The 15,613-nt window shown below is 70.9% G+C and carries 13 protein-coding genes; 6 read left to right on the forward strand and 7 right to left on the reverse strand.

Annotation, left to right across the window (positions count from 1 at the left end; translation table 11 throughout):
- Positions 1–6: 6 nt before the first annotated feature.
- Positions 7–2,175: an alpha-galactosidase gene (locus tag ACFC1I_RS14510; protein ID WP_376010658.1), complete on the reverse strand. Its 2,169-nt coding sequence runs from the start codon at positions 2,173–2,175 to the stop codon at positions 7–9.
- A gap of 125 nt (positions 2,176–2,300) precedes the next feature.
- Here ACFC1I_RS14510 and ACFC1I_RS14515 point away from each other — a divergent pair, with 125 nt between their 5' ends.
- From ACFC1I_RS14515 to ACFC1I_RS14525, 3 genes are all read left to right on the forward strand, one after another.
- Positions 2,301–3,416: an ROK family protein gene (locus ACFC1I_RS14515; protein WP_376010660.1), complete on the forward strand. Its 1,116-nt coding sequence runs from the start codon at positions 2,301–2,303 to the stop codon at positions 3,414–3,416.
- A gap of 167 nt (positions 3,417–3,583) precedes the next feature.
- Positions 3,584–4,783 (forward strand): LLM class flavin-dependent oxidoreductase, encoded by a 1,200-nt coding sequence (locus tag ACFC1I_RS14520; RefSeq protein WP_376010895.1) that lies wholly within the window; start codon positions 3,584–3,586, stop codon positions 4,781–4,783.
- A 1-nt stretch (position 4,784) separates the two neighbouring features.
- Positions 4,785–5,435, forward strand: coding sequence for an FMN reductase (locus ACFC1I_RS14525; protein WP_376010663.1), 651 nt, complete (start codon positions 4,785–4,787; stop codon positions 5,433–5,435).
- Positions 5,436–5,438: 3 nt separating this feature from the next.
- Here ACFC1I_RS14525 and ACFC1I_RS14530 read toward each other — a convergent pair whose 3' ends face one another.
- Positions 5,439–6,251 (reverse strand): DNA/RNA non-specific endonuclease, encoded by an 813-nt coding sequence (locus ACFC1I_RS14530; protein ID WP_376010897.1) that lies wholly within the window; start codon positions 6,249–6,251, stop codon positions 5,439–5,441.
- A 53-nt stretch (positions 6,252–6,304) separates the two neighbouring features.
- A complete protein-coding gene (locus tag ACFC1I_RS14535) occupies positions 6,305–7,021 on the reverse strand; it encodes a DedA family protein (RefSeq protein WP_376010666.1) in 717 nt (238 codons plus the stop codon).
- Between the two features lie 31 nt (positions 7,022–7,052).
- Here ACFC1I_RS14535 and ACFC1I_RS14540 point away from each other — a divergent pair, with 31 nt between their 5' ends.
- Entirely contained in the window at positions 7,053–9,038 is a 1,986-nt protein-coding gene (locus ACFC1I_RS14540) for a glycosyltransferase (protein ID WP_376010669.1), read from the forward strand.
- Between the two features lie 9 nt (positions 9,039–9,047).
- Here ACFC1I_RS14540 and ACFC1I_RS14545 read toward each other — a convergent pair whose 3' ends face one another.
- The 4 genes from ACFC1I_RS14545 to ACFC1I_RS14560 form a co-directional block, all read right to left on the reverse strand.
- Positions 9,048–9,704 (reverse strand): hypothetical protein, encoded by a 657-nt coding sequence (locus tag ACFC1I_RS14545; protein ID WP_376010672.1) that lies wholly within the window; start codon positions 9,702–9,704, stop codon positions 9,048–9,050.
- Positions 9,701–11,068, reverse strand: a complete 1,368-nt coding sequence (locus ACFC1I_RS14550) for a glutamate decarboxylase (protein ID WP_376010675.1) — start codon at positions 11,066–11,068, stop codon at positions 9,701–9,703. The genes ACFC1I_RS14545 and ACFC1I_RS14550 overlap by 4 nt, the downstream gene beginning before the upstream one ends.
- Positions 11,069–11,218: 150 nt before the next feature.
- Positions 11,219–11,404 (reverse strand): hypothetical protein, encoded by a 186-nt coding sequence (locus tag ACFC1I_RS14555; protein ID WP_376010678.1) that lies wholly within the window; start codon positions 11,402–11,404, stop codon positions 11,219–11,221.
- Positions 11,405–11,436: 32 nt separating this feature from the next.
- On the reverse strand, positions 11,437–11,619 hold the full coding sequence (locus tag ACFC1I_RS14560; RefSeq protein ID WP_376010681.1) for a DUF5302 domain-containing protein: 183 nt from the start codon (positions 11,617–11,619) through the stop codon (positions 11,437–11,439).
- Positions 11,620–11,931: 312 nt separating this feature from the next.
- Between ACFC1I_RS14560 and ACFC1I_RS14565 the strand changes: the two genes are divergently transcribed.
- Complete coding sequence (locus ACFC1I_RS14565; protein ID WP_376010684.1) at positions 11,932–14,211, forward strand: polyribonucleotide nucleotidyltransferase; 2,280 nt, start codon at positions 11,932–11,934, stop codon at positions 14,209–14,211.
- Positions 14,212–14,500: 289 nt separating this feature from the next.
- Complete coding sequence (locus tag ACFC1I_RS14570) at positions 14,501–15,553, forward strand: aldo/keto reductase (RefSeq protein ID WP_376010687.1); 1,053 nt, start codon at positions 14,501–14,503, stop codon at positions 15,551–15,553.
- Positions 15,554–15,613 lie beyond the last annotated feature (60 nt).

Here is a 15,613-nt window from a genome sequence, read left to right on the forward strand (position 1 = left end):
GAGTGTTCAGTTCTCGGCGATGAGTTCGACGACCATCGCCTGCTGCGGGCGCTGCACGGGTGGGCGCACGCCCACTTCGGCGAGCTGCAGCCCGGTGAGCACCGTCGTGGTCTCGGCCCATTCGAGGGAAGACTGCCCGGCGTCGTCTCGGTCGCGCGTCAGGACGCGAAGCCGGTACGTCCATGCCGGCTCGAGTCCCGGCATCCGGATGCGTCCGGGCGGGTAGGTGGTGCTCGTCGCGGTCTGGACGATGGTGAACACGGCGGATGACGCATCCGCCGCGACCACACCGCGCACGTCGATCCCCGGCTCGACGCCGTCGACATGAACCACACGACCGGACGCGACGAGCGGGCGCAGGCGCTTCGCCAGCGCGACCCACTCTGCGACCTCGGCACGACCGGCGTCGTCGAGGGTCGTCAGATCCCACTCGATGCCGAAGTGGCCGAGCAGGGCGACAGCGCCGCTGAGGCCGACGGAGACCGTGCGACCGGAGGAGTGGACGACGGGGGTCGTCAGGTGCATGCCGAGCATCTCGGGCGGCACCACGATGCCGGTGTGTTTCTGGTTGTCGAGCCGCTCGAGCGGATCGAGGCTGTCGCTGGTCCAGACGCGGTCGGTGCGGTCCAGGATCCCGAGGTCGACGCGCGCGCCACCGGAGGCGCAGCTCTCGATCTCGAGTCCGGGGTGCGCCGCCTTGAGCTCGTCGAGCAGGCGGTAGACCGCGAGCGTGTGCTCGTGGACCCGGGCGGAGCCGGCGGGTCCAGTCGCCGCGTCGACGAGGTCGCGATTGTGGTCCCACTTCAGATACGCGATGGGGTACTCGTCGAGGAGCGCGTGCAGGTGCTCGGCGATGTGGGCGTACGCCTCCGGGTGTGCGAGGTCGAGGACCTGCTGCTGGCGTGCCGATGGTGGCAGCGACATCCGTCCCCGCAGGATCCAGTCCGGATGCCGGCGCGCGAGGTCGCTGTCGGGGTTGACCATCTCGGGCTCGACCCAGATGCCGAACTCCATGCCGAGCGCGCGCACGTGGTCGACCAGCGGGTGCAGGCCGTCCGGCCACACGTCGGTGTCGACCGTCCAGTCGCCGAGTCCGGCGGTGTCGTCGCGACGGCCCTCGAACCAGCCGTCGTCGAGGACGAAACGCTCGATGCCGACGGATGCCGCGGCATCGGCGAGTGCGGTGAGGCGCTCGAGGGAGTGGTCGAAGTAGACCGCCTCCCAGGTGTTGAGCGTGACAGGGCGGGCTCGCCGCGGATGCTGCGGGCGCGCGCGCCACTCGGCGTGGAAGCGCGCCGAGAGCTCGGTCAGGCCGTCGCCCCACGAGCCGATCACCCAGGGGGAGCTGTAGGCGGCGCCGGCGGCCAGCACGACCTCGCCCGGCAGCAGCAGCTCGCCGCCCGCGAGGAAGGCGTCGCCCGTGGTCGTCCGCTCGGCGATGACCCGGTGGTTGCCGCTCCAGGCCACGTGGATGCCGTGCACGCGCCCCCGCTCGAAGCCGAAGCCCGGCCGGCCGGCCGCGAGCAGGATCGCGGAGTCGGCGCCGGTGCGGCCGCGACGGCTCTCGCGGACGTGGGAGCCGATGCCCAGGGTGCGACGCTGCGGTGAGCGCTCGCGGAGGTGGTGGCCCGTCGTGTCGAAGACTTCGGTGGCGTCCCAGGGCAGGGGGAAGGTGGGATGTGCCGACTGCAGCGTGTAGGGCGTGCCACCGGTGTTGCGCACGGTGATGCGCTGGTGGAACAGGCCGCTCATGCCGATCCTCACCTCCACGCGCACCGCGAGGCCCGCCTCGGCGTCGGCGAGAGCGATGCTCGCGCGGTGGTCGCCGGCCTGCACATCGGCCAGCGCCAGCCTGGTGCTCAGCCCCGAGCCTTCGCGGTGACCCTCGAGACCGGGGGTTCCGAACCAGCCCTCGGCGCCGGTGGGGAGCAGCGTCAGCGCGGGCGTCGCGTCGAGACCTCCCGACACGCGCTGTGCTCGGGCGGCGATGGCGAGCGAGCGGAGCGTCTCCGGCGTCGAATCCGCGAGAGCGGCGCCCCAATGAACGATGGCCGGCGCGGGGGCGGCATCGAGATCGATGACGACACTCGTTCCTCCCCGGCCGAGGTGGAGAACGCGAGGATCCGGGGCAGAGACGGTGTGCTCGGCGGCGAGCTGCCTGTCGGTGCTGTGCATGGAGTTAGTTCTACCATGGAAGTAATAAAGGGAGCAAGAGGCGGATCATGCGCGGTTGTCCCGCTTCAGCAGTGCGATTCGTGCCAGACTGAAAGCATTTCGGCCCGGATGGGAGATCGACGAGGATGCTGACCGACAGCGAGCGCGCACTCGCCCGAGCCGTGCTCATCCATGGCCCGATCGCTCGCAGCGCACTGACGACCCGCCTGGGGCTCTCGCCTGCGAGCCTCACTCGACTCGCGAAGCCCTTCCTCGATCGCGGGTACCTCGTCGAACTCGACGACCTCGCCGACGGGTCGGTCGGGCGGCCGGTGCGCCCGCTCGACGTCGCGCCGGGCCTAGGGAGCTTCGCCGGAGTGAAGATCACCGGCGACGCGATCGAAGTGGTCGTCACCGACGTTCGTGCGGGGCTCCTCGCCCAGCGCACGCTGCCGCTCGACACGCACGAACCCGTGATGGTCGCGGCACGCATCGCCGAGGCGATCCGCGCGCTCGACATCGACTCGCTCGTCGGAGTCGGCGTCGCGCTCGGCGGAGCCGTCGACGCGGGCACCGTGCGATACGCCCCGTTCCTGGAGTGGGAGGATGTCGCCTTCGCGTCGCTGCTCGAGCAGCATCTCGGTGTTCCGGTCGCGCTCGAGAACGACCTCGTCGCGCTCGCCGAGGCCGAGCGCTGGTTCGGGCTCGGTCGGGGCATCTCCGGATTCGTGGTGCTGACCATCGGTGCGGGCGTCGGCTACGGCCTCGTCGTGGGCGGCGAGGTGGTGCGCACGGCGGAGGCGGGGCTCGGTCTGGGCGGCCACATCCCCCTGAGTGACAACGGTCCGCTCTGCCAGGCCGGCCATCGTGGCTGCTCGCAGGCCATGCTCACGTCGGGGTCGATCGCCGCGCAGGTGTCGGCGGCACTGCAGCGCCCCGTGAGCTACGGCGAGGTGCTGGCACTCGCCGCCGCGGGTGAACCTGCCGCCGTGACGGTGGTCGACGCCGCGGCCGACGCGCTCGGCCGGTTCATCGCGCTCGCGGCCAATCTCACCTTCCAGACTGCGGCGGTGCTCGCCGGCGAGGGCATCGGGCTCTACGCGATCGGCGAGGAACGCGTGCGCGCGGCGATCTCCGCGGGGCGGGATCCGCGGGCGGAGCCCGTTCGGCTCTTCGTCGATGACTCGGCCTTCACCGCGTGGGCGCGCGGCGCGGCCGCCGTCGCGATCCAGGCGGCCGTCGACCGGCTGCGGCTCGACTGAGCACCGGAGTGCGCGGACTGAGCGAGGTCGCGGCATCCGTTTCGGAATAATCTTGGTGCGCACACGTTGCACGAGATACATTCATTTGCATGGATTCGCACGACGGAGAACCCGCACGGCGAAAGAGCGGAGAAGCGATCGTGAGCGAGAGCACCACGTGGTCGGGTATGCAGTTCGGCATCTTCACGGTGAGCGACATCACCCAGGACCCGACCGACGGCACCACGCCGAGTGAGGCGGAGCGGGTCAAGGCGACCCTGAAGATCGCCAAGCACGCCGAGGAGGTGGGTCTCGATGTCTTCGCGCTCGGCGAGCACCACAACCCGCCGTTCTGGTCGTCGTCGCCGACCACGACGCTCGCGTACATCGCGGCGCAGACCGAGCGCCTCATCCTCTCGACCGCGACGACGCTCATCACCACGAACGACCCGGTGAAGATCGCCGAGGACTACGCGATGCTGCAGCACGTGTCGGACGGTCGCGCCGACCTCATGATCGGCCGCGGCAACACCGGCCCGGTGTACCCGTGGTTCGGCAAGGACATCCGCCAGGGCCTGCCGCTCGCGATCGAGAACTACAACCTGCTGCACCGCCTCTGGCGGGAGGACGTCGTGGACTGGGAGGGCCAGTTCCGCACGCCGCTGCAGGGATTCACCTCGACCCCGCGCCCCCTCGACGGCGTGGCGCCCTTCGTGTGGCACGGCTCGATCCGCACGCCCGAGATCGCCGAGCAGGCCGCGTACTACGGTGACGGCTTCTTCGCGAACAACATCTTCTGGCCCAAGGAGCACTACCAGCGCCTGATCCAGCTCTACCGCCAGCGCTTCGCGCACTACGGTCACGGCACGCCTGAGCAGGCGATCGTCGGCCTCGGCGGACAGGTCTTCATGGCTGCGAACTCGCAGGACGCGGTGAAGCAGTTCCGCCCGTACTTCGACAACGCGCCGGTCTACGGCCACGGCCCGTCGCTCGAGGACTTCAGCGAGATGACCCCGCTCACGGTGGGCTCCCCGCAGCAGGTCATCGACCGGTACGCCGCGATGCGCGAGACGTACGGCGACTACCAGCGTCAGCTGTTCCTCATGGACCACGCCGGCCTGCCGCTGAAGACCGTCCTCGAGCAGCTCGACATCCTGGGTGGCGAGGTGGTTCCGGTGCTCCGCAAGGAGCTGCAGAAGAACCGTCCGGCGGACGTTCCGGATGCCCCGACCCACGCGAACCTCGTGACCGCGAAGTACGGCGACGAGGCGCCGCGCCAGGCGGTCCCCGGCGCGAACCGCGGCGACAACCTCGTCGGCGCGAGCCCGTACGCCGACAGCCCCGCGCCCGCGGGCGCAGCGTTCGGCCTCGGCCGCAAGGAGGCGTGAGATGACCAACTCGGCTCGCCGCATCGCGGTGATCTCGGCCGGGCTCTCGAACCCGTCGTCGACCCGCATGCTCGCCGATCGGCTCGCCGCCGCGACCGTGAAGCAGCTCGCGGAGCGCGGCATGGAGATCGAGGTCGACGTGTTCGAGCTGCGCGACTACGCGCACGACATCACGAACAACCTGCTCACCGGGTTCGCGCCGCCGGCACTCGAGTCCGCGATCAACGCGGTCGTCTCGGCCGACGCCGTGATCGCGGTCACGCCGATCTTCTCCACCAGCTACTCGGGGCTCTTCAAGTCGTTCATCGACGTGCTCGACCCCGACGCCCTCACCGGCAAGCCCGTGCTGATCGGCGCGAACGCGGGCACCGCCCGTCACTCGCTGGCGATCGACTACGCCATCCGGCCGCTGTTCACGTACCTGCACGCCGAGCCGGTCTCGACCGGCGTGTTCGCCGCGTCGAGCGACTGGGGCGCATCGGCCGACAACGTCGCGCCGCTGGGCGAGCGCATCGATCGCGGTGCGCGCGAGCTCGCCGAGGCCATCGAGCGCCGCGAGCCGGCGACCGACGCCGACCCGTTCGACCCCGCGAACTACCTCGGTGAGGGCCGTTCGTTCGGTCACCTGCTCGGCGGTCTCGCAGGGGAGTGATCCTCAGCTGAGGACGACATCCTCCGGTGCGCGGAGGGGACGCCACGCGTCCTCTCCGCGCACTGTCGTGCGGGGGAGGACATCGGCCTCGACGAGGCTGCCGAGGTCCACGCCTGACAGCTCCTCGATGTCGGCGATCGGCACCTGGAAGGTGCGGAAGGCGCCGAGCGTCGGCACCTCGAGCACGCCCTGGCTGAGGTCGATGAGCTCCGACTGGTCCAGCACGAAGCCTGCGGCCGCGAGCCGAGGCATCCCGTCGTCCCTGATCGTCCACGCGGCGACCTTGAAGAACCGGCGCGGGACACGGATGCCGCGGTACAGCGGATCGTCGGCGGCCAGCACCGGTGCCGTGAAGACGCTGATGCGCTCGTCGGTGGCGTCGGCGAACTCCAGCACGTGGTCTTCGAGGCCGAGCCAGAGCTCCTTCGACTGGTTGAACCCGCTCGCCTGCGGCGCCGCGTTCGGGTAGGTGAACGTCGCCTCCGTCGCCCGGCGAGCCTCTTGTTCGGAGCCCCAGCCGGGATCGCGGCGGCGCACCAGATGCCCGCGGTCCAGGTCGTTCGAGGCGTAGACGGCCGGGCCCGCCTGCTCCGCCGCAGGGATGCGCGGATCGAGCTCCCACGTGCCAGTGCGGGGGAGGTCCTGCAGCGCGGCGCCGTCGATGTTCACCCCGGTCACGGCCGCGAGCCGGCGCTGGGGATCGAGCAGCACCGTGAACCGCGGGTAGGTCAGCTCGCGCACCTCACGCCCGTCGCCGGGCCGGGGGAGGGGGAGCGGTATGCCGAGGAAGGCGTCGTCGTATGCGTCGGGTGTCACGTCTGCCACGCGCCCATCATGGCCTCCGGGGGCGACATCACGCGATGCCCGGCTCATTCGTTCTCGGCCGCGCGCCGGGCGCCCAGGCGCCGCGCGAGCACCGCGTCGATCGCGAGCCCGAGGCCGACGGCGAACGCCACCGAGACGACGACGGCCACCACCGGCCCACCGGGGACGAACGTGGCGACGATCGCGCCGACCAGCGCCTGGTAGATCGCCCACGCGAGGGCGGCGAGGCCCGCCACCGCGAGGTAGCGCGGTGCCGGCAGGCGCGTCGCGCCCGCGGTCAGATTGACGGCGAGCCGCGCGAACGGGATGAACCGTGCCGTGAACAGCACGAGCGCCGCGCGCCGCTCGAGCCGCAGCCGCGCCCATGCGAAGGCCGTCTGCGTTCGGGGTGCGCGCATCCAGCGCCAGCGCTCGAGCCCGATCGTGCGGCCGATGAGGTAGCAGATGGCGTCGCCGGTGAGGGCGGCGGCGGCCGCCACGAGCACGATCGCGACGAGCGCGGGCTCGCCCTGCGACACCGCCAGCGCACCCAGTGCGGTGACGGCCGCCTCGCCCGGGATCACCACCAGGAACGCGTCGCCCAGGACGAGGGCGAAAAGCAGCGGCAGCGCCCACGCGCTGGACGCGACGGTGGTGAGCAGGTCCTCGACCATGTCTTCTTGGTAGCCGCCCGCGGTGAACGGCGACGGAACGGGGCACGTCCGGTGACCCGCCGCGGTGCATCCGGTGAACTCTTCCGCACGGAGGCGGGTTCGCGGCATCCGTCTTCCTTCGTCCCGTCACGCTGGAGGCGTGAGAGTCGCACTGCTCGCCGAATCGTTCCTGCCCCACATGAACGGGGTGACGGGGTCGGTGCTCCACGTCCTCCGGCATCTCGCCGCCGAAGGACACGAGACGCTCGTCATCGCACCGCGCGCCGGAGAGATCACCACCGATCTCCACGGCGCCCGCACCGAGCTGCTGCGCTCGGCGCCCCTGCCGTCGTATCCCGAGGTGCGCGTGGTGTTCGCGCGGGCCGCGCGGCTGACAGCGATCCTCCGCGAGTTCCGGCCCGACGTCGTGCATCTGGCTTCGCCGTTCGTCCTCGGCTGGCAGGGTCTCGCCGCCGCCGACGCGCTGCGGGTGCCGTCGGTCGCGGTGTACCAGACCGACGTCGTCGCGTACGCGGAGAAGTACGGGATGCCGCAAGCCTCCGCCCTCGTCGGACGCCACATCGGGCGCCTGCACCGACGTGCCACGCTCACGCTCGCACCGTCGTCCGCGTCGCTGCGGCAGCTCGAGGACCTCGGCGTGGATCGCCTGCGCCGCTGGGGACGCGGCGTCGACGTCGAGCGCTTCGGGCCCGAACGACGCAGCGACGACTGGCGCGCGCGCATCGCGCCGGGGGAGACCATCGTCGGCTACCTCGGCCGGCTCGCGCCCGAGAAGCAGGTCGAGGACCTCGCCGCGCTCGCCGGGCTCCCCGGTACGCGCCTGGTCATCGTCGGCGACGGACCCGCCCGGCCGGCGCTGGAGCGCGCGCTGCCGGACGCCGTCTTCACCGGACACCTCACCGGGGCCCGGCTCGCCGAGGCGCTCGCGAGCTTCGACGTCTTCGTGCACCCGGGCGAGAGCGAGACGTTCGGGCAGACGATCCAGGAGGCGCTCGCCAGCGGCGTGCCGGTCGTCGCGACCGGCGTCGGCGGCCCCGTCGACCTGGTGCGATCGTCGGTCGACGGATGGCTCTACCGACCCGGAGACCTCGGCGACCTGCGCGCCCGCGTCGCCGACCTCGTCGGCGACGCCGGCAAGCGCCGCGCGTTCGCGGCTGCGGCCCGCGAATCGGTGCGCGAGCGCACGTGGCACGCCGTCTGCAGCCGCCTGGTCGAGCATTACGACGAGGCGCGGATGCTGCGACCCATCGACGACGCGCAGCCTCAGCGCGCGGCGACCCGGCCGGCGGTGCCGACGCCCGCGCCGCGGCGCTCGTGGTCGCGGTTCGTCGCGCTCGGCGACTCGATCACCGAGGGGCTCTGCGACGCCTCGCGCATGCCCGCAGGGCAGTACCGCGGCTGGGCCGACCGCCTCGCGCAGCTCCTCGCCCACGCGGGGGCCTCCGGCGAGCCGTTCCGCTACGCCAACCTCGCGGTGCGCAGCCGCCGGGTGCGGCACGTCGTGAGCGAGCAGGTGCCCCAGGCGCTGGCACTGCGGCCGCAACTCGTGTCGATCCTCATCGGCGCCAACGACCTGGTCGCGCGCCGCGTCGATCCGGTCGCCGTCGCCGGTGAACTCGAGGACGCCGTGCGGACGCTGCGCGGCGCCGGGATCGACGTGCTCCTCGTGACGCCGTTCCTCCCGCGCCGGCGCCCGGCGCGGCTGTTCGCGCGCCGGTTCGCCGTGTTCTCGTCGGAGCTGCGGCGCATCGCCGCGGCCACGGGCGCGGTGCTGCTCGACACCGACGCGTTCCTCGACGCGCGCGGGCTTCCCGCCGTCGGCGACCTCGACCTCTGGGCCGACGACAAAGTGCACCTGCGTCCGCGCGGTCACCGGTATCTCGCCTACCGCGCGGCCGAGGCCCTCGGCGTGCCCGACGCCGAGGCGCTCGGCGAGCTCGACGCGAGCCTGCACGCCGACGACGACCCGGTGCTGCCCGGCACGTGGCTCCGCCGCGACGCCCTGCCATGGGTGTGGCGGCGCCTCCATGGGCGCACGGCGGGGGACGGGCTCGTCGCCAAGCACGCCGACTACGTGCTCATCGGCGGCCCCGGCGACGTGCCTGCCCGCGCGCACGCAGGCTGAGGCATCCGTTCAGTCCTTCTCGCCGATCGTGCGGCGGGCCAGCAGGGCCGCCGCGAAGAAGCAGAGCGCGCCCACGCCCGTGCCCAGGTTCGCCCACAGCGGGCTCAGGAGCTCGCCGGTCGCCGGCACCACGAAGGCGGCGACCGCGGAGACGCCGAAGGCGATCGAGCCCAGCAGGTTGAGGCCGGTGCCGTGCCACGTGCGGGCGTCGCGGTCCCACAGCGTCCCGCGGTCCTTCGTCGCGACGACCGCCAGCACGCTCGAGACGAGGAAGGCGATCGACCCCCAGGCGTCGGGCCGCCAGCCCGCGCCGACGTAGTCCGGATCGGTCATCGCGGCGATGAGCGCGGCGGCGGTCGACACGTTGAACAGCAGCGTGCCGGCGAACTGGATCGCGGCCGCCCACCAGTCGAAGCGGTCCGCCCGGTTCATGCGCACGTCCGGCGCTTTGCGTCCGCTCAGCAGCAGCTGGATGAGTCCGGCCGTCGTGAAGAAGATCGATCCGGCGAAGAACGTGACGTTCGCGCCGACCAGCCCCGCCCACGCGGCATAGGCCGGCACCACGCCGATGAAGAACAGCGCCGAGCCGACCGCGAAGCCCCACGACTCCCGCCGGAGTCGCCGCATGCGCCGCGCGGCCGGGTCGGCCGATTGCGCGGCGCTCAATGGTGGAAGACGGGACCGATGCCGGGGTGGGGCATAGGGCTGTCGAGTGAGTCGAGGAACTCGGTCTCGCTCTGGATGTCCTTCATGAGATCCTCGGCGAGGTCGCGGCTGAGCCCGTTGCGGCACACGATGCGCATCACCGTCTGGTCCGACAGCTCGCCCGACAGCGGGTACGCCGGGACGAGCCAGCCCTTGATGCGCAGCCGCTCCGACAGGTGGTAGAGCGTCCATTTGTCGGTGTGGCCCTCCTTGAGGCGCCACGCGAACACGGGGATGTCGGTGCCGTCGCTCAGCAGCTCGAAGGCGTCGAGCTCGGCGATCGCCGACGAGAGGTACACGGCGACGTTCTGCGAGGCCTGCTGGATCGCGGTGTAGCCGGCGCGGCCGAGGCGCAGGAACCGGAAGTACTGCAGGAGCACCTGGGTGCCGGGCCGCGAGAAGTTCAGCGCGAAGGTGGGCATCGACCCGCCCAGGTAGCTCACCTTGAAGACGAGGTCGTCGGGCAGCGCCGCGGTGTTGCGCCAGACCACCCATCCGACGCCCGGGTAGACGAGCCCGTACTTGTGGCCCGACGTGTTGATGGACTGCACGCGCTCGACGCGGAAGTCCCACTCGAGGTCGGGCTGCAGGAACGGTGCGACCATCGCGCCCGAGGCGCCGTCGACGTGCATCGGGATGTCGAGCCCGGTCTTCGCCTGGATCTCGTCGAGCTTCGCGGCGATGGCCTTCACCGGCTCGTACGCGCCCGTGTACGTGACGCCCACGATCGCGACGACGCCGATCGTGTTCTCGTCGACGTAGTCCTCGAGCCCTGTGCCGTCCATGAGCGGGTGCTCCTCGGTGACGGGGACCAGCCGCATCTCGACGTCGAAGTAGTTGCAGAACTTCTCCCAGCACACCTGGACGGCCGAGCTCATGATGAGGTTGGGCTTCTCGGTGGACTTGCCGGCGGCGCGGCGCGCGTGCTGCCAGCGGCGCTTGAGTGCGAGGCCGCCGAGCATGCACGCCTCGGAGGAGCCGATGGTGGATGTGCCGATCACGTCATCGTTGTCGGGCACGTTCCACAGGTCGCCGAGGATACGCCAGCAGCACTCCTCGATCGCGGCCGTCGCCGGGTACTCGTCCTTGTCGATCATGTTCTTGTCGGCGGACTCGACCGTGAGCTTGTCGGCGTAGTCGTCCATCCAGGTGCCGACGAAGGTCGCGAGGTTCAGCCGCGCATTGCCGTCGAGCATCGTCTGGTCGCGGATGACCCGGTACGCGGTCTCGGGCAGCATCTCGCCCTCGGGGATGACGTTGTACCTCGCGGTCGTCGCCTCGCCGGCTCGGGTGAAGGTGGGCTGGAGCGCTTCGTCCTGGTACATGCATCCTCCATCGCTGGGCGGGCCGGCCGCGCGGGCGCGCGACGGAGGCTGCGGTGCGCAGTCCACCGCACCCCCCGGTCGACCCTTCGGTGCCGAAGCTATACCGCAGCGCGCGCCGCGTCATCCCCCAGATCGCGTGACGGCGGCCTGTCAGGCGTCGGGGCTGATCTCCCCGGCCTCGATCGCCGATTCACGCTCCTCGAGCTCGACGTCGTCGACCTCGTCCTCGACCGCCTCGAGCGGGTCGAGGGTCGGCGGAGGGAGCTCGAACTCCACGCTGTCGTCGACGGGCACGTCGCGCTCGTCGTCGGGGATCCGCTCCCGGAAGTCGCTCATGGCCGCCTCGCGATCATTGCTCCGACCTGCTCCTACCCGCTCTTGCGACGGAATTCGCGCTTCGTGACCGCCCCGTGCGTGCCGTGGATCGCCGAATCGGCGTCCATGTGGGACTCGCCCTGACGGTTGTTCGCGTTCTTCTTGTCGAGTGCTTCCTTGAACTTGCGCTTCATCTCATCGGATGCCGCGGACGCCGGCTTCTCGTCGGTGCTCATGCCCCCCACCCTAGGCGCGGCATCCGGCGCCCGCCAGGGTGGGTGATCGGAGGGGGTGGCTGATAGGCTGTGTCGGGTTGCCCTGTGGCAACCGCTCAATTCCACATGTGAGCTACTCGGAGCAGGCCGGCAGGAAGCTGGTCCCCTGTGGTGGATTCCCCGCCCCGACGACGTCGGGTGATCTTCTACTGGTGACCAGCGCTGGCGAACCTCGCGGCACTCCCGCGCGCCGAGATCTGCCTGTTCGTGCTCCTTCGCACAAGCTCGTGCGCGAAACGCGCGTGCGAGCCTAAACAAAGAAGGAGAGACCTCTTGGAAGGTCCTGAAATCACCGCCGCTGAGGCCGTTCTCGACAACGGCCGTTTCGGCACCCGTACCGTCCGGTTCGAGACCGGACGACTCGCGCAGCAGGCACAGGGTGCCGTCGCCGCGTACCTCGACGAGGAGACGATGCTCCTGTCGGCGACCAGCGCCGGCAAGTCCCCTCGCGAGGGCTTCGACTTCTTCCCGCTGACCGTCGACGTCGAAGAGCGTTCGTACGCCGCCGGAAAGATCCCCGGCTCGTTCTTCCGTCGTGAGGGCCGCCCCTCGACCGAGGCGATCCTGGTGTGCCGTCTCATCGACCGCCCGCTGCGTCCGTCGTTCGTCGACGGCCTCCGCAACGAGGTGCAGATCGTCGTCACGGTTCTCTCGATCGCGCCGGGCGAGTTCTACGACGCGCTCGCGATCAACGCGGCATCGCTGTCGACCCAGATCTCCGGTCTGCCGTTCTCGGGCCCGATCGCGGGCGTCCGCCTCGCGCTCATCCCCGGCCACGGCGAGCACGCCGACCAGTGGATCGCGTTCCCGACCGTCACCCAGCTCGAGGAGGCCGTGTTCGACCTCATCGTCGCCGGCCGCGTGCTGCCCGACGGCGACGTCGCGATCATGATGGTCGAGGCCGAGGCCACCGAGCACAGCTGGAACCTCATCAAGGCGGGCGCCACCAAGCCCAACGAGGAGATCGTCGCCGCAGGCCTCGAGGCCTCGAAGCCGTTCATCAAGGAGCTCGTCGCGGCGCAGAACGTCGTCGCCAACTCCGCGGCGAAGGAGATCAAGGAGTTCCCGGTCTTCCTGCCGTACAGCCAGGAGACGTACGACTTCGTCGCGCACCGCGCCTACGACAAGCTCGTCCCGATCTACCAGATCGCCGACAAGCAGGACCGCCAGAACGCCGACGACGAGCTGAAGGACGCCGTCAAGGCGGAGCTCGTCGCCGCCGTCGAGGCCGGCGAGCTCCCCGCCGTCGCGACGACCGAGTTCTCGGCCGCCTACAAGTCCGTCACCAAGAAGATCGTCCGCGGTCGCATCCTCGCCGAGGGCGTCCGCATGGACGGCCGTGGCCTGGCCGACATCCGCCCGCTCGACGCCGAGGTGCAGGTCATCCCGCGCGTCCACGGCTCGGCGATCTTCCAGCGCGGCGAGACCCAGATCCTGGGTGTCACCACGCTGAACATGCTCAAGATGGAGCAGCAGATCGACTCGCTGTCGCCTGTCACGAGCAAGCGCTACATGCACCACTACAACTTCCCGCCCTACTCGACCGGTGAGACCGGCCGTGTCGGCAGCCCGAAGCGTCGCGAGATCGGGCACGGCTTCCTGGCCGAGCGCGCGCTCGTGCCGGTGCTGCCCAGCCGCGAGGAGTTCCCGTACGCGATCCGCCAGGTCTCCGAGGCCCTCGGCTCGAACGGATCGACATCGATGGGCTCGGTGTGCGCGTCGACCCTGTCGCTGCTGAACGCGGGTGTGCCGCTGCGCGCCCCCGTCGCCGGCATCGCGATGGGCCTCGTGTCGGACGAGGTCGACGGCCAGACGCGCTACGCGGCGCTGACCGACATCCTCGGCGCCGAGGACGCGCTCGGCGACATGGACTTCAAGGTCGCCGGCACGAGCGAGTTCGTCACGGCGATCCAGCTCGACACGAAGCTCGACGGCATCCCGTCGTCGGTCCTCGCCGCCGCGCTCACTCAGGCCAAGGACGCGCGTCTGACGATTCTGAACGTGCTCAACGCCGCGATCGACGGCCCGGACGAGATGGCACCGACCGCTCCGCGAGTGATCAGTGTTCAGATCCCGGTCGACAAGATCGGCGAGCTGATCGGCCCGAAGGGCAAGACGATCAACGCGATCCAGGACGAGACCGGCGCGCAGATCTCCATCGAGGAGGACGGCACCGTCTACATCGGCGCGACCGACGGCCCGTCGGCCGAGGCCGCCCGCGCCCAGGTCAACGCGATCGCCAACCCCACCAACCCGGAGGTCGGCGAGCAGTTCCTCGGAACGGTCGTCAAGATCGCGACGTTCGGCGCGTTCATCTCGCTCCTGCCCGGCAAGGACGGCCTGCTGCACGTCAGCGAGGTCCGCAAGCTCGCCGGCGGCAAGCGCGTGGAGAACGTCGAGGACGTGCTCTCGGTGGGCCAGAAGCTGCTCGTCAAGATCACCAAGATCGACGACCGCGGCAAGCTCTCGCTCGAGCCGGTGCTCGAGGAGGCCGCCGACCAGGAGGGTCGCGCCGCGGCCAGCGAGGGCCCGGAGGCTCCCGCCGAAGGCTGAACGCCCTCGCCGTCCGGTCCGCCCGGTCGATGAATCACGGATGCCCGTCCCCTCGTGGGGGCGGGCATCCGTCGTCGGTCGTCCGGTAGCTGCAGACGGCGGGGCAGGCGCCGATGAGGGGGTGAACCCCCTGAGGATCGGCGCGTCGTGACCAAAGCGTTATGTAATGTTTATCCATAGTTCGCCTCAGTGAACGGCTCCCTGTCCGGACTGGCCTACCCTGTGTGTAAGCGCCGGGGGGCGCGAACAGTGATCACGACATCCGTGCGGATTCGTGAGGGGGTGGCACATGGCTTACTTCGGCGTTGACTCGACGCTCCCGTCGTCGAGTCCGGATGCCGCGTCCGCGTCGCCGGGCGCCGTCGTCCGCGGCCCGCATCCCTCCGCCCCGATCCCGGTGCAGGGTCCCGCGGTCGGCAGCAACATCCGTGTCCCGCTCGGCGAGAGCGGCTCGCACATCTTCCCGCTCATCCTCGGCGCCGCCGAGTTCGGGTGGAACGTCGACCTCGAGTCGAGCCACGCGATCCTCGACACCTACGCCGAGCTGGGTGGCAACGCCGTGCACACCGCAGACAGCTACTCCAGCGGTCGCAGCGAGCACATCATCGGCCAGTGGCTGCAGTCCCGCGGCCTCCGCGACGACGTCGTGCTCGCCGTCCGCGTCGGCGGCCACGCCGACAACCCGGGTCTCGGGCCGGTCAACCTCGTGCGCGCGGTCGAGGCGTCGCTCAACCGGCTGCGCACCGACCGCATCGACGTGCTCTATCTCGATGCGACGACCGATCGCGCCTCATCCCTCGAAGACACCCTCGCGACGGCGGAGTGGCTCGTCGAGACCGGCAAGGTGCGGGCGCTCGGCGCCATCGGCTACAGCGCCGCGCAGCTCGTCGAGGCGCGCATCTTCGCGTCGGCGGGCTATCCGCGCATCACGGTGCTCGACGTCCCGTTCAACGTGCTGCGCCGTCACGAGTTCGACGCCGACCTGCGACTCGTCGCGGGTGCGCAGGGCATGGCGGTGACCCCGTCGCACGCGCTGGAGCACGGCTTCCTCGCGGGCCGCCAGCGCTCCAAGATCCGCGGCGCCCTGTCGGTGCGTGGTGCACAGCTCGCCGCCAACCTCAATCGCCGCGGAAGCCGCACGCTGCGCGCCCTCGACGCCGTCGGTGCGGAGCTCGGAGTGCCCGACGCCGCGGTCGCCGTCGCGTGGCTCCTCTCGCAGAAGCTCGTCACCGCGCCGATCGTCAACGCCTACGCGCCGCAGCACGTCGAGGAGCTCGTGCAGGGCGTCGGCGTCCGTCTCAGCCGCGGCCAGCTGTCCGACATCGGCCGCGCCTCGGAGTAGTCGCCGCGCGGCTCGCGGGCCGGGCGGAGCGACGTTCGGCACACCGCCTCCGCGCCGCTC

Source organism: Microbacterium sp. NPDC056044, from assembly GCF_042267145.1.
Lineage (GTDB): Bacteria > Actinomycetota > Actinomycetes > Actinomycetales > Microbacteriaceae > Microbacterium.